Source organism: Bacillus sp. T2.9-1 (genome assembly GCF_950097965.1).
Taxonomy (GTDB): Bacteria; Bacillota; Bacilli; order Bacillales; family Cytobacillaceae; genus Niallia; species Niallia hominis.
Map to the genome: position 1 here is coordinate 14,295 of NZ_CATNHG010000094.1, position 19,625 is coordinate 33,919.

Here is a 19,625-nt window from a genome sequence, read left to right on the forward strand (position 1 = left end):
TGATGTTTCTTTAAGAATAAAATATGTGTACGCATTTAGAAAATTATTTCTACTTGTCCTTGTTTCATGTTAAAAATAGTTAAAAAAATGGCCATGCATGATTAAATTTCTCACGCATGGCCATTACCGATTACTTTAGATGTTAGACGAGCAAATGAAATAAATTAGAATCTCTATTCACTTCCGTGTAAGGAAAACCTTTTTTATCCATTCTTTCAATTAGTCCTTTATAGTCATCCCTATTCTTCAGCTCTAAGCCAACAAGCGCTGGACCATTCTCTTTATTATTCTTTTTGGCATATTCAAACCGGACAATATCATCATCGGGTCCTAACACATCATCTAAAAATTCTCTAAGCGCACCTGCTCTTTGGGGGAAATTTACAATGAAGTGATATAACAATCCCTCATATAGTAGAGAACGTTCTTTAATATCCTGCATACGATCAATATCGTTATTTCCACCGCTAATTACAAGTACAATGTTTTTCCCTTTTATCTTTTCTTTATATAAATCGAGGGCAGCAACTGGCAAAGCTCCTGCTGGTTCGGCAACGATAGCATGCTCATTATATAAAGAAAGAATAGACGTACAAACTTTTCCCTCAGGCACTAAAACAATATCATCAACATAATCTCTACAGATTTCAAAATTCTTTTGTCCAACACTTTTGACTGCTGCACCATCAACAAATTTATCAATCTTATTTAGTGTTACTACCTTATTTCTAATTAAGGCTTCTTTCATCGAAGGTGCACCAGCTGGCTCCACACCAATCATTTGAGTTAATGGAGAAACGCTTTTCATGTATGTACTTAATCCTGCCATTAAACCGCCGCCACCAATGCTTGCAAAAACATAATCAATTGGAACATCAATATCATTCATCATTTCAATGGCCATCGTTCCTTGCCCTGCAATGACATTCTCATCATTAAATGGATGAATAAATGCTCTTTCTTCTGCTTCTGCACAAGCAACTGCTTCTACATAGGAATCATCAAATGTATCACCAGTTAAAATAATCTCCACATTTTCCTTCCCAAACATTTTAACCTGCGTAACCTTTTGTTTAGGCGTTGTAGCTGGCATGAAAATTTTCCCATGAACATTTAAATAACGACAAGAATATGCTACACCTTGAGCATGGTTTCCTGCACTTGCACAAACAACACCATTTTTCATTTTTTCTATTTCTAGCATCTTCATCGAATAAAATGCACCCCTTAATTTAAAGGAACGCACATGCTGTAGATCTTCCCTTTTTAAATAAACATTGCAATCATATTTTTCAGATAATCGATAATTTTTTTGTAAGGGAGTATGGGCTACTATGTCTTTAATTCCTTGGTATGCAATAATAATATCCTCCAATTGCACCCATTTTTTCATTACATTTTGTTCCATTTCCACACCCTCATTTCTAACCATTTTAATTCGTACATTATACCATGAATTTTTCGCTTTCTCCTAATAAAATTTTAAATTTTCTTTTTTTTCATATATTTTGATTGCGTAGAATTTTTCCCAATAAATTCATCGCTGTATTTGTTTGTTTTTATGGAAGTAATACCTTACAATGAAAGAATAAGGAGTGACTTTCATTTATGAATTTTTCAATAAAAGATTTTTCGCTAAAAGAAGAGATAGCCAACAGTATAACCCATGGTATTGGATTACTTATGAGTATTCCCGCTTTAGTAATGCTTATTTTAAATGCAGCTGAAACTGCTAACCCATGGAGAATTGTAAGTTTTTCCATTTTTGGTGCTTCCATGATTATCCTCTATCTATGCTCCACATTATTGCATAGTATTACCCATGAAAAAGTAAAGGATTTTTTCGAGATATTGGATCATTCATCCATCTATCTTCTAATCGCAGGAACATATACTCCCTTTGTTTTAGTTGCCATTCGTGGTAGCTTAGGCTGGACCCTTTTTGGGATTGTTTGGGCATTAGCTATTATTGGGATTGTCTTTAAATGTTACTATGTCAAAAAATATATTGTAACATCAACAATCCTCTATGTTATTATGGGCTGGCTAATTGTGATGGCAATCGTGCCACTTTATCATGCAATTGGAATGACTGGTTTCCTGTTTCTCATTGGAGGTGGCCTGCTTTATACTGTTGGTAGTGTATTTTATGTCATGCAAAAAATCCCCTACTTTCATGCCATTTGGCATATTTTTGTTTTAGCTGGCAGTGCTTTAATGTATTTTTGTGTATATCTCTATGTTTAATTAATATAAAAGATTACTACAATCTTTCTATAAGAAAAAGGAAGGCGAATTCGCCTTCCTTTTTCTTATTATTCTGCTCTTTCATAGACATAAAACACATGAGGATACAAGTTTTTGTCATTTACTATCCCTTTTTGTTCACTTACAAGTTTCCATTCATGCCAATTTAAAGCAGGAAAAAAGGTATTTCCTTCAAATTCATGGTCGATTCGTGTAATGTATAATCGGTCTGTTTCGCTTAATGTTTCTGCAAAAAGCTCAGCTCCACCAATTACAAATATTTCTTCCTCCTGATGGGCTTTACTCCATTTATAAAATTCATCAATCGAATAGAATATTGTACATCCTTCACAAATATACCCTTGATTTCTCGTAATAACGACATTTTCACGATTTGGAAGATTTCTGCCGATTGAGTCCCTTGTTTTTCTCCCCATCACAATTGGATGCCCTGTCGTTATTTTTTTGAAATACTTTAAATCCTCTGGCAAATGCCATGGCAATTGATTATTGACACCAATAACATTATTTCTATCCATTGCAACAATTAAGGAAATCATACACTGACCACCCCTTTAATATGGGGATGTGCTTCATAATTAACGATTTCAAAATCTTCATATTTAAAGGAAAAAATATCTTTTACATCTTTATTCATTTTCAACTGTGGTAATGTCTTTGGATCTCTCGTTAACTGAAGTTTTACCTGCTCAACATGATTTGTATAGATATGAACATCTCCAAAGGAATGAATAAATTCTCCTACCTCTAAATCACAAACTTGGGCGATCATATGTGTAAGCAGAGCGTAAGAAGCAATATTAAAAGGCACTCCAAGAAATACATCTGCTGAACGCTGGTACAGTTGACAAGATAATTTACCATCTGCAACATAAAACTGAAAAAGACAATGACATGGTGGCAAAGCCATTTTCTCCATGTCCCCAACGTTCCATGCACTAATAATTAATCTTCTAGAATCTGGATTTGTCTTGATTGCATGAATCAATTCAGATATTTGGTCAATTGTGTTCCCTTCTCTTGTCGTCCAAGAGCGCCATTGATGTCCATAAACTGGGCCTAAGTTACCTTGCTCATCTGCCCATTCATTCCAAATTCGAACATTATGATCTTGTAAATATTTCACATTTGTATCGCCATTTAAAAACCAAAGCAACTCATAAATTATGGAGCGTAAATGCAGCTTTTTCGTTGTAATTAATGGAAATCCTTCTGAAAGATCAAACCTCATTTGATATCCAAAGGTACTAATAGTTCCAGTTCCAGTTCGATCTTCTTTTTTTACACCATTTGTTAAAACATGCTTACATAGATCTAAATATTGTCTCATTTTATACACCCTTTATATTAAATTGCGATTCCCTACAAGCTTATTGTATTGTAGCGATATACTGATATGTTTTCGGAGCTAGTTGCGAAAGTGTTTCCTTTTCCTTTCCTCCCATATAAAACATGGCAAATGTTTCTGCGAAATATTCTTCTGCATATTGAAGAAAGTATTGTCTATTAGGAAATAACTTCCCTTTTTCCTCGTTCCAAACTAATCTATATGCTTCTGTTTTGCTCGCATTGTTTAGAACTTTATAATCAATGGAATGAGCCAATTCATGATATTCTAAATTAACAGAGCTGTGCCCTTGTCCCTTTTCACTCGCACCTATTTTTACAAGAACCACTTTCCCGCCACCAATACCAGGAACATCATCCCACGTCTTTTGAGAGGTGTAGCCCCTTGGAATAATTCCAGCAAATTTCTGTGCTGTCTTATTATCTGTTAATTTTCCAGTAAATAATTTTACTTTTATTCCACTAGATTGCACCTTATTTAATAGAGTAGAAGGCAATTGATTTAATCTTTCAATTATTGCAGCTGCTTCTTCTTGATCATAAGATTCTTCTGGCAAAATTATCATATTTCCTAAGTTTTCTTTTGCTTCTAGGGATAAATTCGCCTTAATAATGGTTAGTTCAGATAAGTTTTTTAAGTATATTTCATTATTCGGAAGCTGGGAGTTTCCCATCAAAATGCTCGTTGCTGCTATCATACATAATGGTGCTATTCTTTTGAGCCATCTCATCCATATCCCCCACAACTAACCTCTCTAGTTTTTTTTCTAAAAATAAGAAAGAGAGGAGAATCCTATTCTATTAAAATTATAGCATAGGTTAGGAATCTCAAAAACTAGATAAAATTACCTAAAATCTTCATAAAAAAATCCAAAAGAATGGATAGAAGAATATTTTTGCAATTCTTCTGCTGTCATTCTTTTGGGATATGACTCTTTTTAAAGACTTACAATTCTAGTTACACTTCTAATCCATAATTACGGCACAGGGCGGCAAGTCCTCCTGAAAAACCACTTCCAATAGCATTAAATTTCCATTCCCCATTATGTTTGTAAAGCTCACAAACGATAACAGCTGTCTCAACAGAAAAATCTTCTCCTAAGTCAAAGCGTAGGATTTCTATATTATTATCTTCATTTACGACACGTACAAACGCATTGGAAACTTGTCCAAAGTTTTGTCTTCTTGATTCTGCATCATGAATAGTAACAGCAATGCCGATTTTATTAACGTGAAGAGGAATCTTCGTAAAATCAATAATGATTTGTTCGTCATCTCCATCTCCCTCACCCGTGCGATTATCACCAGTATGCTCCACTCCACCGCTTGGATGGACAAGATTATTATAAAAAATAAAATCCTCGTCATTAATAACCTTGCCGTTTTCATTTGCCATAAAAGCTGACGCATCTAAATCAAAGCCAGTTCCACCATCGTACTGGTTAATATCCCATCCCAACCCTATGATAGCTCTAGTTAACCCTGGATTTGTTTTTGTTAAATCAATTCGTTGTCCTTTAGAAAGATTAATACTCATTTCTATTCCCCCATATCTGAATAATAGATTGATTTATAGACAGCAGCTTTTTTGTGCCTAGTTGACAAAATTAGGAATAAGATTTAACTACTTCACCTAGACTACCTGCGTTTGTCCCTGTACCAATTGCCGCAAACTTCCAATCTTGTCCATGTCTATATAATTCACCGACTATCAAACTAGTCTTACCTGCATAATCATCTGTCAAGTTGTAGTGAATAAGCGATTGATTGGATAAAGGATTGACGATTCGAATAAAAGCATTTTGAATCATGCCAAAATGTTGTCTTCTTTTCACTGCATCATATATATTTACAACAAATATTAACTTTTGAATATGTGATGGCACCTTATTTAATTCAATATTTATTTGTTCATCATCCCCATCACCGTCACCTGTTAGGTTATCTCCTGAATGGTGGACACTACCATCGCGGCTTTTTAAATTTCCAAAATAGATAACATCATTATTTGCTTGAACCTTCCCCTGTTCATTGACCATAATGACAGAAGCATCACAATCAATACTTGCTGTCGAACCACCACCAAATAAAGATCCTAATAGCCCTCCGCCTTTATTTTGCTGAACTGGATCCCAGCCAAGACCAATTAAAATTTTACTTAATCCTGGATTTCCCTTTGTTAAATCAACTCTTTGTCCTTTTTGTAAATTAATTGCCATGATTCTCACTCCTATGTATGGTAGTAATATTTGTTATCAAACTTTTTTTAAAGCTTTCAATAAATGAAATAATATTAATCCATGCTAACTTACAAAAGAAATTTGCTATTAAAAGAAATGTGTTGATTGCAGAGAAAACAGGCATTCATAAGGAAGAAAGACGTACTTACTTAACCAACCCTATGTTTTCAACTTAACTACCTATAGAATAAAATGAAGTCACTACAATCAACACTGTTAGTCAAATACTTTAATAAATTGGCTCATAAATGAAGTCTGAATTACCCTTGAAGCTTCATTTGCTTGAAGTTATTTTGCAATTCTTCTAATTTTTTTGTTCCTTCTTCTCTTAAGCGTTTATTTTCTTCTTCAATCGTTTTTGTTTCCTGCATTCCTTTGATAATAATATTCCATGATTCTTCAATTGTCTCAATCTTAATGCTCGGGCTGCCTGCAAGCCTTGCAATATCTACACTTTGCTGGGAGATATTTTGAGCGTTTTTCACCAGCATTTCATTTGTTCTTCTATCCAATTCACTCATGCTGTCTGCAACTAACTTCTGTCTTTTGGCTGCAACAGCTTGAATAAGACCATTTTTAAAAATAGGTATAGTCGTCACAAATGCTGAATTGATCTTACCAATTAATTTAGTGTTTCCTCTTTGTAATAAGCGTATTTGAGGAGCAGTTTGTAAGGCAACCATTTTTGCCATTTCCAAATCGTAAACACGCTGATCTAAGAGCTCTATTGCATTTCTCAAGGTATCAAGCTGCATTCCTGCTAATTGATCACCAGCAATTGCTTTCGCCTCAAGTTGAGGAAGTACATGGGTCTTTAATTCTTCCGATTTCATGCCTCCTGCTACAGCATATTTTTCTAATGTTAAATAATATTGATAATTTTGCTCGTACATTTCATCGAGCATCGTTGTAGAATCAACCATTTCATTTTGATATTTTGAAATTTCTACATAGACTTTATCTATCTCTTGTCCCATAGACTGGTATTTTCCAAAAAGCTTTTCCATTATTTTTTCACTTTTTTTAAACAGTTTGCCAAAAAAACCCTTTGATGACTCTTCAAAATCCTTTTTGTCAAATTTGTCCATGATTCTACCAAGCTGTTTCAATAATTCGCCAGAGTCTTCTACTTTAGTAGTTCTCATATTATTAAGGATTTTATCAGAGAATTTTGAGATTTGCGTTGCAGGTTCCTTCCCGAATTCGAGTATTTGAATTTGATCCTTTTCGTCAATCGACTGTGCCAATTTCTGTACTTCTGGCTCATTTCTAAGCGCTAACTTTATTTCCGACACTTTTTCTTCTGTTAATATCTCTGCAACTTGATTGTCTGCATTATTTACATTTGATGGTTGCATATTCATCTTTTATTCTCCTTTTCTATTCTTTAAAAATCCGCTAAATATACCCCTTTTTAAAAAGGATGGTTCTTTATATTCCATGTCAAACACCATATCCTCAAGCCAGTGTACATCAAATAATGTATCTTTTGTATAGTTCTCCATGTCTACATGGCCAGCAGGATTATAAATAATAATATCTACCCCAAGTGTGTTCATTAATAGCAGCAAGGCTGCATCTTCTCTTGTAAACACACCATTTTGCTCTGTTTTAAACAGTACGATACTTGGTACTTCTTGTGCGTAATCAAACTTTTGCAACATTTTCAAAAAATCGTCCGGTATTAATAAGCATTGTGAAAACAGAAAAATCGCTACATCTTCGTCTGATTCATTAGCCAGCTTCTTCAGAGATGGCCTTGTGCAAACTCTTGATATAGCAGCAGCTATTCCTTTCTGCAAACCTGCTGGCAACTGTTTATACTTCCAATAATGTGCTACCATCATCTTATCTGGATCAAGTAAACCATCTGTTCCAAGTGCACCACGATAATGGTATCGAAAATCACTAATAATAGCTCTTGTGAACGGAAAACTTCGAATTAATAAAGTTTCCTCTTTATTCACGATAGCATGGATTCGATCCCAGTACTCTTTTCGATTCTTACTTACACCAAATATTTTAGCAAAAACAGACGGGATATGCACTTCTCCATTTTTAACATCAAAGTTTGGACGAATCATTGCCAGTTCTTTCTCAAGAAGAAAGATTTCATCATACGTCGTTTTTAATGTAATGGAAATCGGTAGATATTCTCTAAATTGCCACGGTTTATAAAGATTGGAACCTTCATGGTGAAGAATACTCTCAATCTCCCTTGACGCTCGATATGCTACAGTTGCTGTTCTTTTTCGTTCTTCTTTAGGAAAACTTTCAGGTTCTTTCATTCGTGGGTATTGATGTTGAAAAAATAATTCCTTATCCAATTTTAATTTTTCTAGAATGTCATCCCCATTAGGATGTACAATGACGATGTCACAACCAAAGGTAAGAAGAAAGTAAATAAAGTAAGACTGACTTTTATTGGCATCACCATACCAAAGAAATTTAGGCATATTTTCATTTAATTGGCTTTCTTCTATAGCTGGTTGTAAATGATTGATGGACCATTTTATTATATCAACTACTAATCTTCTTAAATCATTATTTTTCAAGCCGTTTTCTTCCACTTCTGAAAAATGCTGAATGACTTTAATAAAGCTCTCTCTCAATTTTCTATGAATGGCAGGAATAGAGGATTTTATCAACACATTTTCTCCATCTAGAAAAGCAACAAAACGATTAATGGATAAATTTTGCTCCTGCATCCGATTAAATACTTTTTGAATAGATTGAAAATGCTGATTATCAATCGTCCGATCAAGCGATTCATCTGTCAGTAAATGTAAGCCTGTATTATCTTTATTTATCCAATTGAAAAGCTGATTATAATATTCATCCTCGTCTACTGGTATTCCAAGTAATTTTACTACAGCCTGACCGAACGTAAAAATGCGATTACTCGTATCGTGTAGCGGTCGTTCTTTAACTGGCTTTAATAGAATATCAAACCAATTTTCCGTAGACAAAGGAAGGATAACATTATTGATTGTATAATAGTCTTTATTCATTTTCTCCACTTCCTAATTTTAAACCAATGATAACTGTCTACCTTTATCATAGCATAGCTTTACGCTATGACTAAATATTCTACTTAATAATTCTTTACGAAAATGTTATAAAAAGGTTTCATTTTTTAGGCGAAAGGACAAGGTTTTTCACTTCTCTCTTTCAATCGTGATGTAAGCACCTAATCTTTTACTCGAGCATATAATACAGTACATTAGGCGAGTAGGTGCTAACTATGAGATCATTTTTTCGAAAATACACGTATCATGAAATTGAAACAGATTTAATTTATGTACAAAATGTTCTATCATCAAATATGTATGTTTTTGTTGATTTAATCTTTATTTCTCTAATGATTAGTTTTTTTATGGCTATATTTTTTGAATCTATTTTATTCGGGGTTATTGTATTTATTTGCTGTTATTTATTTTTCATCTCCATTTATTGTTTATTGCTTAAATGGATTAAAGATCCGCCAGAAGATGAACTATAAGTATACTTACTCTTATAAAGGGAATAACCATTATGATCGTTTCATATTACCATTCTAACCATCCATTACTATTGGATAAAGTATAGAGGCGAGTGTTTTCCATTCGCCTCTTTCTTCTAATCCTATTTATTCCTATTTAACAAATAAACTGTTTATGCACATTTCTCACGATTTCTTCACCAGCAAATGCTCCTTTTTGAATGGTTAGATGCTGTGTTGGATTTTTTATTTTTTCTAGAGTTAACTCTCCATGTCTTGGAATATAACCTATTTTACAATTATTTAGAAATGGTAAATCTAATAAGGAATCACCTGCGCCAATTGATTTCTCCACTCCTTCTCTTTCTATTATGTATTTAATTGCCTCCCCCTTACAGATAGGCTTTGGCATAAAATAAAGCTTTCTTCCTTGTAAAGATATATTCCATCCATTTTCTATTGCAACTTGGATTAGCTCTCTTTTGATATCTTCGTCTATATTTGTTTTTAATACATAATAAAAGAAAAGATTATCGGCAATTTTCAACTCGCCATGTAAAGAATAAATCTGTAGCTTTTGTAGTAATTCACCTTTCTCCATACAATCTTCTTTTAATCTGGTGTGAATGGTTTGTGCCCACTCCTTTACAAGCTCTCCTTTATAATGAATTTTTGCTCCATTGCTTGTAACACAGTATGTCATTGGCATTTCTTCATTGAAAATAAAAATTCGCTTATATTGTTCATAAGTTCTCGTCGTAACAGGAACGAAAAAATGCTTAGTAGCAATCTCCTTCAATAAATCATAACTATCTTTTGTCATATAAGAAACAGGTTCACCATTTTTCACTTCCACACCAATCATCGATTCATTCCAAGGTGTTTCCATTTCATGTAATGCACGTTTTGAATAAATTAACGTTCTGTCTAAATCTGATGCAAATAGATTCATCCTTTTCGCACTACCTTCTTAATTAATCCACAGCATGTATAGCTCATATTAGGATATGGAATTACTTCTACGTTTCTTTCTTGTGCTAATAAGACGATATGTTGAACATAAGGGCTATCTGGATCCTTCATTAATATCTTCCATGGCACCCTTCGTAACAATACTCTTGTTGTTTCACCGACACCTGGTTTTACATAATGGGTACTATCAATACCGAATTCTTCCTTAATGGTCAGAACATCTTTCATTCCTTTAAAATCAACGGTTTGATCTAGTTCATTTGCACGAATACATTCCTCTATTTGGAGTGGATTTACTTTTGGAAATGCCTCTGTAATCTCGTCTAAATAGCTATTCGATACATCATATGGCTCTAATTCCTGATAATACTTCGCCCCATGAAAATCATCTTTTTTGATATACTCTTCATTTAACACAGTGCGACTTACTAGTCCTGACACTGTTGAATTTAAACAAGCACTTGGAATCAAAAAGTCTTCTCTCGTTCCATAAAGTGTTGTACAGTATCCTGGATCAGCAAGCACTGCTAATGTATCATCTAATCGAATCTGATACTTTTGGTAAAACTCCTCACAGTTTTTCGTTAATTCAGTTGAAATTGCTCCTTTTCCTGTCCATCCATCAATAAATTGCAGGGCATAACCATTATGTGTTTGCAGCATGTAATGAATTGCATTTTCATCTATTCCTCTATCTCTTATAATAGAAATACTGTAGTGAGGAAGAGAAACGTCATATTTCCATTTCAAATAGCGTTTAATTAAGATTCCAATAGGTGTTCCTGCTCGTGCTAAGGAAACCAATACTGTTTGTTTACCATGTTTGTGATAAATTTGTTCTGCAACAATTGCGGTACAAAGGGCTACTTTGTCTTTATAAACATCGAGCGTCTCCCAAAAAAGCTGCAAATAATGTTCAGGTGGATTGTATTCGATTGGTAATGTTTCACTATAATGCTCTCCACCTTGAACCCTTTTTTCCCTTTCCTCGGTTGAGCCCTCTAATGTAACATCACTTAAGTCTTTTAATAGAAATATAACATCCTCTTTATCATAAGAACCGAACCTTACTAGATGATCTATGTTTGCTTTCATGATTTACCTCCCGCTACAGTATACAATATTTATTTTTTTCACTTGAACTGCTGTTAATTCAGCCAGCAACTCCGCTAATCTATCCTCACTAACCTTGCGCTCAAAAAATAAAAAGATATCGTCGTATTGCTTAGCATCAATATTGTATAAATAATGCACAATATCCAAATCTTCTGGATTTGAAAAACAGAATGCATTTTTAGCCCCATAATGCTCTTCATTATTGGGATAAATAGGACTTCTAGTCGTTGATTGATAAAATATATTTTCTCCCATATAGCTTGCTAGCTTCATTGGAATATACATAAACTCCCCTGTTCCAATGCAAAGCGTAGTACCCACACGCTTTTTCTTCAGGTCATTTGCTGCGAGTCTAATCCAATCGTCTGTGAGTTCCTCCACATGGATGCCAAATCTTCCTGTATCCTTTAAGTACCCATAGTCATTTCTTATCCCTGCCAAACTTGTGGAAGTGATTGGGACGATTCGCTCTTTCACATAATTTTCGAGACTAATATATTCAAGTTGCGGTTTCTTTCTATTTGTTTCAGTTATCTCCGTTTGCGAAACAAGATTAAGAGGAACACCAATAAGCTCAAAGCTACCTTTAAGTAAAGAGACGACTTGAACCTTAATTTGCAATTCCTGTTCAAGGGATTCCATCTCTAACTGCCATTTTTTGGAACGCCAATCTAGAATGGATACAACCGTATATTTATCTCTAGGATATTTCTGATGAATATCTCGGATAATGTTTATAGCTGTTTTGCCTGTCGTTAATTCATCGTCTACTAAAATAATTTCTCGTAGATTATTAAGAGTGTCTTCCTCAACATAACAACGGTGAGATGTTGCATGTGAATGCTCTTCTTCAAAAGTAATGATTGGCACTAGCTCATTTACGTTTTCTCTAGTTGTGTGGAAAAAAGTAGCCTGTTTAAATGCTCGAAAAAAAGAATGACCTAATCCCGTTGCAGTTTCTGCAAAGCCGATTATAATAGGATTTGCTTGTGTACTTGAAATAAATGGCTTGTCCAAAAACTGTGAAGCTGAATCACGATAAATAGCCATTATTTCCTCTCTTTGGGGAGAAATAGTGCCAGTAATAATTTCTTCATAACGTGCTGCCAACATAAATCCAGTAAGGAGCCCTTTATTTGGCTCAATCGGTAAATGCTTGCCTAATAGTTTACTAACAAATAAAAATGCCCGTTTCTTATTGATTCGTGCTGCCATTTTAAAAAAATCTTCTAGTGGAAGATGAAATGGATTTTCTTCGATGATGATGTCCATCTGTAAATTATGAATGATTGGTAATGAAATTTTCTTGTTTAAGTAAGTCAATGTATGTAAATCCTTCATGAAACACCCCGTAAACCTTTGATTTTAAAATAATTTTTTGTGCCCAGTAGAAATGAGGCTTAATTTCATTCATCTTATTTGAAAAACTACTTTTTACTACACCAATCTCCCCATTATTACTTTCTATAATATTACAAGCATCTAAATATTCCTCATAGGAAACAACATTTAATGCTTGCACTGGTTTTATATGTGTAGGATGAATAATTGTCTTTCCGGTTAAACCATTCGTAATATCCATCATAACTTCTCTAATTAATCCATCCATATGTTTATCTATGAGCTGTGTTCGCATATTCATTCCAGCTTTTCCATACCGCTTTCGGAATGGTGTCTCTCTCAATTGCGGAATTAGAACTCGCTCGCTCGTTGTAAAATATTCCCAAACTGGTCCAGAAACAACATATGCACTATCCGCACGTGTAAATACATTAACAATATCCGAAATACAATCTCGAATAATCGCAACATCATATACAGTCGTTTCTGCATTTCTACGAATACCATACAATCCGCAAAAATCAGTAGCGCCAATCCGCACATTTAAAATGAGATGCTTATATTCATCTAGTACTTTCTTTATGGAAAGAAGTTCATCCATTCTAGTTTCTTTTTCAATTATTTTTTTTGTTTCTAAAATCGGCATCGCATATAAAGAATGCCCTAGCATATTATATTTTTCTAATTCTTTTAAAATGATCTCTCCCACTGCCGCTTCAAACTTAGGTATGACGATACCAGTTAATAAACTAATTTTTTCACCAAGCAAATCCATTAGATTTAAAAACTGAGATACAGAGCGTATTCTAATAAAAATCAATGGTAATTCATTTTTTATAAGAATGCTGTCCTCCAACGCTTGATATATGTTTGTTAATTCTTCGACTAATTTACGTTCAGCTATCTCCACTTCGTGATCACCTATGGAGTCCTCTAGACAAATTACCATGGATGTTAAAGCTGCGTGTTTTTTTGTTAATAAATCGTGGAAAATATTCGGTCTTGTTGCAGGCATGTATAAAGTGGAAGCAAGTGCATAGGATAATACTTCCTTCTCCGAAGTACTAAACACCTCTTCTGGTAATTTAAAGAAAAGACGTTCCATTTGTTTTTCATTTAAGTCAGAGAATAATTTCATTTCCTTTGCTCCATTCAATGATATTAACAACTTTTTAATAATTATTCTGAAAATTCAAAAATAAGAATCGAATTTTATAGTAGGATAATTAATTATATCTTACAATAAAACTATTTTTTTGAAAATATTTACTTTATCATGGCGTTTTTTTAGGATGTTCCATATTGCCTATCGTAAGTAATGCGAAGGATATCCTGGGCAGGTAATAGGCGGAGGAGAAAAAATAAGATTACTTTTTTGGAAGGCTGTTTTCTTCCAAATTGTTGCTCTTAAATCTTAAGTCTTATAGTCATTTAACCGATTTAAAAACAACAATCTATTAGAAAAGAGTCTTAGGGAAAGAGGATATCTCTAGTTATCTTAATGTAATGCTACTAGAAATATCCTCAAATAATTATGCTTCGCCCTGTTGTTCTGCTTTTTTCTTATTTCTAAAATGCACAACAAAGGTTGCACCAAATGCTATAACTAATAATCCAAAGAAATAAATATGATCAATATGAATATCAAATACTCCTAGCAGCATCTTAACTGCGATAATTAAGATAAGGATATATGCAGTTGCTTCCAGCTCTGGAATTTTATCGATTAATTTAAGGAAAACACCTGCGACACCTCTCATCATAAGAACGCCAAGGATACCACCAATTAATAATACCCATACTTGATTGCTTACACCGAATGCAGCTAAAACACTGTCTACAGAAAAGGCAATATCCATTAATTCAACAGAAATTACTGTTCCCCAAAATAGACCAAATGTACGGATTAGAATCCCATTTTTATTAATGCCTTTATTTTCTTCTTCATCTTCTGTTTCATTCGCTGCTTTTCTTCGATCCATGAAATACTTAATAGCGAGATATGCTAAATATGCAGCTCCGAGTATTTTCACCCATGAGAATTCGATTAAATAAACACCAATTCCAATTGCGATAAAGCGGAATAAATACGCACCTAATAAGCCATAAAACAATGCTTTTCTTCTTTGCTCTGGTGGTAGATGTTTAACCATTACAGCTAGTACCAATGCATTATCCGCAGATAACAGGCCTTCTAATATTACTAATGTTCCAATATAACCCCAACTTACTGGGTCAGTTAATACTTCTCCCCACATTTCCCAATTAAAAAACTGGGCATATGTATCAATAATTGTCTCAAATATTCCCATGAAAAGAGCTTCCCCCTATAATATGCTGATAAAATTAGCCAATTTCCAGACCAAAATCAGTAGCTAATGCAGCTAAACCGCCTTGGTATCCACTTCCAATGGCACTAAATTTCCATTCATTATTATGACGATATAATTCTCCAACAACTAATGCTGTCTCGATAGAGAAATCCTCGCCTAAATCGTAACGAATTAACTCTTCATTTGATTCCTCGTTTAAAATACGAACATAAGAATTAGAAACTTGACCAAAATTTTGATTTCTTCCTTCTCCATCATGAATAGTAATGGTAAATGCAACCCGTTGAATGTTAGCAGGAATTTCTTTTAATTCAACAATGATTTGTTCATCATCTCCATCACCTGCACCTGTACGATTATCTCCTGAATGAACGATGGAACCATTTCCACCTGATGGATTATTATAGAAAACGAAATCAGCATCATTTGTTACTTTTCCATTTTCTCCAAGTAAAAATACAGAGGCATCTAAATCAAAATCTTTTCCGCCATCATACTTATTTACATCCCAGCCTAATCCAATAATCACTTTTGATAATCCAGGATTTCCTTTTGTTAAGTCTACTTTTTGTCCTTTAGATAAACTAATTGCCATAACTAAACTACCTCCAAATTTTTTCATTATAGTTTCTATACGTAATCAGAAAAGAAAAGTTTCAACTTCTTTCATTCACAAGCAACAATTGCTACAAGTAAAGCCAACTCTTCTAACTCATCCACTTAGGGGGAGTATTTTTATCCCAATAAATTTCCCCAAGTGTATAATGTGTTTGGAATTGATCATGATACGTATGATAATGGAAGTTAAAATAATACCCTTCCTGTGGTGGTCGATCCCTTCTTACATGAAAACGAATAATGTCCTCATTTTGTCTTGAAATATGAAATATCCGCTCACTTGTTCCTGATGATGGAAGCTCAGTCACATTCAAATAGCTTAACTCCTCTTCCGGAAAAATACTCGTTACCTCACTAATTGCTTTTTCCATATTTGGGAGAACGACTAGTCGAAATTCATCTTCAATTACCGGTTTGATTTTCGATCCGAATTTTAAGTAACTTTGCTCTTCTGCTCGTTTAAGCATATCACTAATAAACTCTTCTCTTGATATGCCTTTACTATCTGTCAGTATAGCCTCTTCTATACTTTCTCTAGCAAAAGACATTTCTCTTTCATCAATTGGTTTCTTATCGTTATCACTGTTATTATTTAAAAATGTGGATGGTGATGGAGACACAAGGCCAAAAGTTAAAATAGAAACAAATACAACCAGGCTTTTACGAATCCAATTAGGCATTTATTACACCTCGCTTTCCGTTCATCCTGATGAGAATAAAATGTAATAAAATAATATTGATAGTCTAAGTATATATTATTTCTTATCAAATCATCTAGTATTATCCTATATAGATAGATTATTTTTTCATTATTCTTTTTTTAGCCAAATTCCATAGTGAAATTTGGCTGACTTACGTTTTAGCTGTTCAAATTGAAATCGATCAAATCTGCTACTTTTAAAATGATCTTTCAAAACGACCCTTTGTTTTGCAACCCTCTTTGCATGATTGATAATTTCTTCTGTCAATTCTTCATAATATGCTAGCTTTTTTAATGAATGGATACCATCAGAAGAAATTTCTTCTTCGAACATAGGATCCAAATAAACACAATCCATACTATTTTCTTCTTTTTTGATAAGCTCCTCTAATGCGTTAACATGCTTAACTTTGACTCTACGCATCGCATTATCGATTGTCGAATGACTTGTCTTCCATTCCTTTAAACCAGTTTTTACAAGGAAAGCGATTATCTCATTCACTTCCAATCCCTCTACATACCCATTGCTTCCAACGGCATAACTAGCAACAATGCTATCTGAAGCAAGTCCTAACGTACAATCTAAAAAGGACATCCCTTTCGATAAATTAGTTGCTTGGATAAAGGGATCATGTTCTTGATTGATAAGTCTTTTGATCCGGAATACCGCCGAATTCGGATGAAAAAAGAATGGTTGTGCTGTATTTAATGGATAATATTCAAAACGATTTTTGCCGATGATTAATATATCCATCATATAATACGCTTTAAGGTAATCAATTGAAGCCTTGTTTCGTTCTACGAATTTACATTGAAATATTTCGGCAATTTTATTTGCGAGAATTTCCATTTCCTTATTCGTTCTACCTGCAGTAGTTATAATCATGTTGTTCTCCTATTTATCATACTTTTATTTTTCTAATAAAGGAAAACTGAGGCTGGGACAAAACTAAATAACTAGTCTTTAAAGACGAACAATCTTTAATTTAGCTCTTAAATAAAACTACTTTCTCATGATGGTTATCTATGTTTTTTAATATAGTTAAGTGTAAAAACTAAGTCGTTCCATTGCGCTACGGACGCTCGATGCGCCGGGGAGGAAGCTAAGCCTCCTCGCATGCGCTGCGGGGTCTAAAGCGTCTCTATTTCCCGCAGTAGTCGAGCGTCTTCCGCTCCATTACACTTCGTTTTTAAACCTTTTTCTAAAAAACAAAAAAGAACTTTTTTGTAATTTAATTACATTATAGTTCGTGTTTGTTGTTGGTTGAAGTGCTTATTTCCCAGCCTCTTCCTTATACTCTTAGAATGTTAGTGGAACCATTCGGATGGTTAGGAACATTGGATTTCCCCCCTCTCTTTTCTCAAATGCAGGATAAGCAAGAGAGGAGAATCATATTGAAGTTTAAATAAGGACAATAAAGAGTGTTTAATCCTGTTTATTGAAGGATGGTAACATGATAAAAAAAAAGAAGGTTCATGAGAGAAAGTGGCAAGCCCGCCTCTCTCATGAAACATTCTTTGTTTAGCAATATTGTTCAAAAGCTGAAACTAGATTTTCCATAATTGCTTCCATGGAATTTCCTTCAATATCGTAACGGTGAATAAAGTGAACGACTTTATTGTCTTTAACAAGTGCCATAGATGGAGAGGATGGCTCAATATCGCCGAAGTATTCGCGCATTTTTGCTGTAGCCTCTTTATCTTGCCCAGCAAATACGGTAACTAAATGATCTGGTTTCTTTTCTGAAGCAAGTACTGCTTGTGTAACAGCTGGTCTTGCTAATCCTGCTGCACATCCACAAACTGAATTTACTACTACTAAGGAAGTCCCTTTATTTGTTTCTATAAATTGCTCCACTGCTTCTTCTGTTAATAACTCTTCAAAACCTGCTTGTGTTAGTTCTGCTCTCATTGGCTTTACTACTTGTTTCATGTATTCATCATATGCCATTGACATAATTAATTCCTCCAATTCCTCTATGTTTTATATCCCATAAATATACATTAGAAATGCTCTTCCTGCAATCAAAAAAGCATTAGCATTACTAACAGCGTTATTTCCGCGCCTCTGTCATTTGTTTCCAAACCGATCCTTTTGCTTCCTCACCTAGTTCGATTCGTTCAATTGCTAATTTTATTTGCAGGCTAACTTCAAATTCTAGATCATCTTCATGAGCTTTCAATGCTGGAAGTGCTCTTTCGTCACCAACTTCATATAGAAACATAGCTGCTCTCCAACGAACTATCTTGCTCTTGTCTGACAATGCCTCCATCATTTCTTCCATTGCTTCAGGGAATCCTAAGTCTGATAAACAATCACCTGCAGTACGTCTGACAGTAACTGTTTTGTCCTTCAACGCCTTATACAAGGAAGGTAGAACAGCGGGATCTTCAATCATTCCAAGATATACAGTTGCAAGTCTGCGAATCGATGGTTTTTCATCATCAAGCGCCTTTGTTAAAACAGGAATATCGGCAACTGTTGGATCTTCACTTTGTTCAAGCTTTTGATATCTTACTTTCCAATCAGGATCCTCTAAATCGGCAAAAGTAAGCTTTGTTTTTACTCTGGCAGCATTTCCACTTACTTCCGTTTGAGGATTTATAGCATATTCGATGATTGTATTCAATCTTTCTTGTGGATATGCAGCAACGAGTTCTTCCACCATAACATTACCAATTTCCTCAAACTCGCCATATCGCACACCATAATCTTTCCATTTTCTTGTCATCACAACATTATCTTCAGGCGTACGCACTGCTGAAACGGCTTGAATAAACGATTGTGGCAAGCCAAATCTCTTTTCTTCATTACCATCCGATAATTTAATTTGCATTGGTATGCCCTTATACATTTGAACTTGGACCTTAATTTCTCCGTAATGCTCATTTAGCTCCTGTGGATTCTGGGTTACTTCATCCTCACCAAAGACATTGCGCACTATTGAAAGCAATTCCTTCCAATCATAGCGAGCATTTCTTTCAACTGCTAAAAAATCAGCTACATGATAGACCCCTTTTATCCCTTCAATGGAAAGGATATTTCGAATTAATTCCGGTGCATCTTCTACTGTTTCAGCCTTATAATTATTGCTTTTTCCCATTGGCAACTCTTGGTCTAAATTAATCTTCATTGTATTTGGACTTGGTGTTGGTTCAATAGAAATAATCCTCACATTCCATTCCCCCTTCTTACATCCTTTATATTA

The 19,625-nt window shown here is 34.3% G+C and carries 21 protein-coding genes; 3 read left to right on the forward strand and 18 right to left on the reverse strand.

Annotated features, from left to right (window positions below; all coding sequences use genetic code 11):
• Positions 1–142 precede the first annotated feature (142 nt).
• Positions 143–1,408 carry a threonine ammonia-lyase IlvA gene (ilvA, locus tag QQZ16_RS12570; RefSeq protein WP_031538136.1) on the reverse strand — a complete coding sequence of 422 codons (1,266 nt, stop codon included), beginning with the start codon at positions 1,406–1,408 and terminating at the stop codon, positions 143–145.
• Positions 1,409–1,608: 200 nt separating this feature from the next.
• Between ilvA and trhA the strand changes: the two genes are divergently transcribed.
• Positions 1,609–2,247: a PAQR family membrane homeostasis protein TrhA gene (gene trhA / locus QQZ16_RS12575; RefSeq protein ID WP_031538137.1), complete on the forward strand. Its 639-nt coding sequence runs from the start codon at positions 1,609–1,611 to the stop codon at positions 2,245–2,247.
• Positions 2,248–2,315: 68 nt separating this feature from the next.
• On the opposite strand, the gene QQZ16_RS12580 is transcribed toward trhA, so the two are convergent.
• The 5 genes from QQZ16_RS12580 to QQZ16_RS12600 form a co-directional block, all read right to left on the reverse strand.
• Positions 2,316–2,807: a dihydrofolate reductase gene (locus QQZ16_RS12580; RefSeq protein ID WP_235251643.1), complete on the reverse strand. Its 492-nt coding sequence runs from the start codon at positions 2,805–2,807 to the stop codon at positions 2,316–2,318.
• Positions 2,804–3,598 (reverse strand): thymidylate synthase, encoded by a 795-nt coding sequence (locus QQZ16_RS12585; RefSeq protein WP_031538139.1) that lies wholly within the window; start codon positions 3,596–3,598, stop codon positions 2,804–2,806. The genes QQZ16_RS12580 and QQZ16_RS12585 overlap by 4 nt, the downstream gene beginning before the upstream one ends.
• A gap of 40 nt (positions 3,599–3,638) precedes the next feature.
• On the reverse strand, positions 3,639–4,346 hold the full coding sequence (locus tag QQZ16_RS12590) for an anthrax toxin lethal factor-related metalloendopeptidase (RefSeq protein ID WP_235251642.1): 708 nt from the start codon (positions 4,344–4,346) through the stop codon (positions 3,639–3,641).
• A gap of 227 nt (positions 4,347–4,573) precedes the next feature.
• Positions 4,574–5,152: a TerD family protein gene (locus tag QQZ16_RS12595; RefSeq protein ID WP_031538142.1), complete on the reverse strand. Its 579-nt coding sequence runs from the start codon at positions 5,150–5,152 to the stop codon at positions 4,574–4,576.
• A gap of 70 nt (positions 5,153–5,222) precedes the next feature.
• On the reverse strand, positions 5,223–5,834 hold the full coding sequence (locus QQZ16_RS12600; RefSeq protein ID WP_031538143.1) for a TerD family protein: 612 nt from the start codon (positions 5,832–5,834) through the stop codon (positions 5,223–5,225).
• A 17-nt stretch (positions 5,835–5,851) separates the two neighbouring features.
• Here QQZ16_RS12600 and QQZ16_RS12605 point away from each other — a divergent pair, with 17 nt between their 5' ends.
• Positions 5,852–6,031, forward strand: coding sequence for a hypothetical protein (locus QQZ16_RS12605; protein ID WP_284561376.1), 180 nt, complete (start codon positions 5,852–5,854; stop codon positions 6,029–6,031).
• A gap of 84 nt (positions 6,032–6,115) precedes the next feature.
• On the opposite strand, the gene QQZ16_RS12610 is transcribed toward QQZ16_RS12605, so the two are convergent.
• Both QQZ16_RS12610 and QQZ16_RS12615 read right to left on the reverse strand, forming a co-directional pair.
• Positions 6,116–7,219 carry a toxic anion resistance protein gene (locus tag QQZ16_RS12610; protein ID WP_419181467.1) on the reverse strand — a complete coding sequence of 368 codons (1,104 nt, stop codon included), beginning with the start codon at positions 7,217–7,219 and terminating at the stop codon, positions 6,116–6,118.
• Between the two features lie 3 nt (positions 7,220–7,222).
• Positions 7,223–8,866: a YceG family protein gene (locus QQZ16_RS12615; protein ID WP_235251641.1), complete on the reverse strand. Its 1,644-nt coding sequence runs from the start codon at positions 8,864–8,866 to the stop codon at positions 7,223–7,225.
• 233 nt (positions 8,867–9,099) lie between these two features.
• Here QQZ16_RS12615 and QQZ16_RS12620 point away from each other — a divergent pair, with 233 nt between their 5' ends.
• Positions 9,100–9,357, forward strand: a complete 258-nt coding sequence (locus QQZ16_RS12620) for a hypothetical protein (RefSeq protein ID WP_235251640.1) — start codon at positions 9,100–9,102, stop codon at positions 9,355–9,357.
• A 136-nt stretch (positions 9,358–9,493) separates the two neighbouring features.
• Here QQZ16_RS12620 and QQZ16_RS12625 read toward each other — a convergent pair whose 3' ends face one another.
• The 10 genes from QQZ16_RS12625 to QQZ16_RS12670 form a co-directional block, all read right to left on the reverse strand.
• Positions 9,494–10,288, reverse strand: coding sequence for an HAD family hydrolase (locus QQZ16_RS12625; RefSeq protein ID WP_031538147.1), 795 nt, complete (start codon positions 10,286–10,288; stop codon positions 9,494–9,496).
• Positions 10,285–11,403: a cysteine protease StiP family protein gene (locus tag QQZ16_RS12630; RefSeq protein WP_235251639.1), complete on the reverse strand. Its 1,119-nt coding sequence runs from the start codon at positions 11,401–11,403 to the stop codon at positions 10,285–10,287. The genes QQZ16_RS12625 and QQZ16_RS12630 overlap by 4 nt, the downstream gene beginning before the upstream one ends.
• Before the next feature lie 3 nt (positions 11,404–11,406).
• Positions 11,407–12,765 (reverse strand): phosphoribosyltransferase family protein, encoded by a 1,359-nt coding sequence (locus QQZ16_RS12635; protein WP_235251638.1) that lies wholly within the window; start codon positions 12,763–12,765, stop codon positions 11,407–11,409.
• A complete protein-coding gene (locus QQZ16_RS12640; protein WP_235251637.1) occupies positions 12,704–13,903 on the reverse strand; it encodes an HpcH/HpaI aldolase/citrate lyase family protein in 1,200 nt (399 codons plus the stop codon). Before QQZ16_RS12640 ends, QQZ16_RS12635 begins: the two co-directional genes overlap by 62 nt.
• Before the next feature lie 394 nt (positions 13,904–14,297).
• Entirely contained in the window at positions 14,298–15,077 is a 780-nt protein-coding gene (locus tag QQZ16_RS12645; protein ID WP_031538152.1) for a TerC family protein, read from the reverse strand.
• Positions 15,078–15,111: 34 nt separating this feature from the next.
• The gene (locus tag QQZ16_RS12650) at positions 15,112–15,693 is read right to left on the reverse strand and encodes a TerD family protein (RefSeq protein ID WP_031538153.1); all 582 of its coding nucleotides are present in this window, start codon (positions 15,691–15,693) and stop codon (positions 15,112–15,114) included.
• A gap of 112 nt (positions 15,694–15,805) precedes the next feature.
• Complete coding sequence (locus tag QQZ16_RS12655; protein WP_031538154.1) at positions 15,806–16,396, reverse strand: YpjP family protein; 591 nt, start codon at positions 16,394–16,396, stop codon at positions 15,806–15,808.
• Between the two features lie 129 nt (positions 16,397–16,525).
• On the reverse strand, positions 16,526–17,302 hold the full coding sequence (locus tag QQZ16_RS12660) for a class I SAM-dependent methyltransferase (RefSeq protein WP_235251636.1): 777 nt from the start codon (positions 17,300–17,302) through the stop codon (positions 16,526–16,528).
• Between the two features lie 636 nt (positions 17,303–17,938).
• A complete protein-coding gene (locus QQZ16_RS12665) occupies positions 17,939–18,373 on the reverse strand; it encodes a BrxA/BrxB family bacilliredoxin (RefSeq protein WP_031538156.1) in 435 nt (144 codons plus the stop codon).
• A gap of 97 nt (positions 18,374–18,470) precedes the next feature.
• Positions 18,471–19,592, reverse strand: coding sequence for a conserved virulence factor C family protein (locus QQZ16_RS12670; protein WP_284561377.1), 1,122 nt, complete (start codon positions 19,590–19,592; stop codon positions 18,471–18,473).
• Positions 19,593–19,625 lie beyond the last annotated feature (33 nt).

What these genes read in the sequence shown, in the direction of transcription:
- QQZ16_RS12625 (WP_031538147.1), bottom strand. Translation starts at nt 10,288, where the DNA reads ATGAATCTATTTGCATCAGATTTAGACAGAACGTTAATTTATTCAAAA.
- QQZ16_RS12615 (WP_235251641.1), bottom strand. Translation starts at nt 8,866, where the DNA reads ATGAATAAAGACTATTATACAATCAATAATGTTATCCTTCCTTTGTCT.
- QQZ16_RS12620 (WP_235251640.1), top strand. Translation starts at nt 9,100, where the DNA reads ATGAGATCATTTTTTCGAAAATACACGTATCATGAAATTGAAACAGAT.
- QQZ16_RS12655 (WP_031538154.1), bottom strand. Translation starts at nt 16,396, where the DNA reads ATGCCTAATTGGATTCGTAAAAGCCTGGTTGTATTTGTTTCTATTTTA.
- QQZ16_RS12590 (WP_235251642.1), bottom strand. Translation starts at nt 4,346, where the DNA reads ATGAGATGGCTCAAAAGAATAGCACCATTATGTATGATAGCAGCAACG.
- QQZ16_RS12630 (WP_235251639.1), bottom strand. Translation starts at nt 11,403, where the DNA reads ATGAAAGCAAACATAGATCATCTAGTAAGGTTCGGTTCTTATGATAAA.
- QQZ16_RS12635 (WP_235251638.1), bottom strand. Translation starts at nt 12,765, where the DNA reads ATGAAGGATTTACATACATTGACTTACTTAAACAAGAAAATTTCATTA.
- QQZ16_RS12640 (WP_235251637.1), bottom strand. Translation starts at nt 13,903, where the DNA reads ATGAAATTATTCTCTGACTTAAATGAAAAACAAATGGAACGTCTTTTC.
- QQZ16_RS12665 (WP_031538156.1), bottom strand. Translation starts at nt 18,373, where the DNA reads ATGTCAATGGCATATGATGAATACATGAAACAAGTAGTAAAGCCAATG.
- QQZ16_RS12605 (WP_284561376.1), top strand. Translation starts at nt 5,852, where the DNA reads ATGGTAGTAATATTTGTTATCAAACTTTTTTTAAAGCTTTCAATAAAT.
- ilvA (WP_031538136.1), bottom strand. Translation starts at nt 1,408, where the DNA reads ATGGAACAAAATGTAATGAAAAAATGGGTGCAATTGGAGGATATTATT.
- QQZ16_RS12645 (WP_031538152.1), bottom strand. Translation starts at nt 15,077, where the DNA reads ATGGGAATATTTGAGACAATTATTGATACATATGCCCAGTTTTTTAAT.
- QQZ16_RS12650 (WP_031538153.1), bottom strand. Translation starts at nt 15,693, where the DNA reads ATGGCAATTAGTTTATCTAAAGGACAAAAAGTAGACTTAACAAAAGGA.
- QQZ16_RS12600 (WP_031538143.1), bottom strand. Translation starts at nt 5,834, where the DNA reads ATGGCAATTAATTTACAAAAAGGACAAAGAGTTGATTTAACAAAGGGA.
- QQZ16_RS12610 (WP_419181467.1), bottom strand. Translation starts at nt 7,219, where the DNA reads ATGAATATGCAACCATCAAATGTAAATAATGCAGACAATCAAGTTGCA.
- QQZ16_RS12580 (WP_235251643.1), bottom strand. Translation starts at nt 2,807, where the DNA reads ATGATTTCCTTAATTGTTGCAATGGATAGAAATAATGTTATTGGTGTC.
- QQZ16_RS12585 (WP_031538139.1), bottom strand. Translation starts at nt 3,598, where the DNA reads ATGAGACAATATTTAGATCTATGTAAGCATGTTTTAACAAATGGTGTA.
- trhA (WP_031538137.1), top strand. Translation starts at nt 1,609, where the DNA reads ATGAATTTTTCAATAAAAGATTTTTCGCTAAAAGAAGAGATAGCCAAC.
- QQZ16_RS12595 (WP_031538142.1), bottom strand. Translation starts at nt 5,152, where the DNA reads ATGAGTATTAATCTTTCTAAAGGACAACGAATTGATTTAACAAAAACA.
- QQZ16_RS12660 (WP_235251636.1), bottom strand. Translation starts at nt 17,302, where the DNA reads ATGATTATAACTACTGCAGGTAGAACGAATAAGGAAATGGAAATTCTC.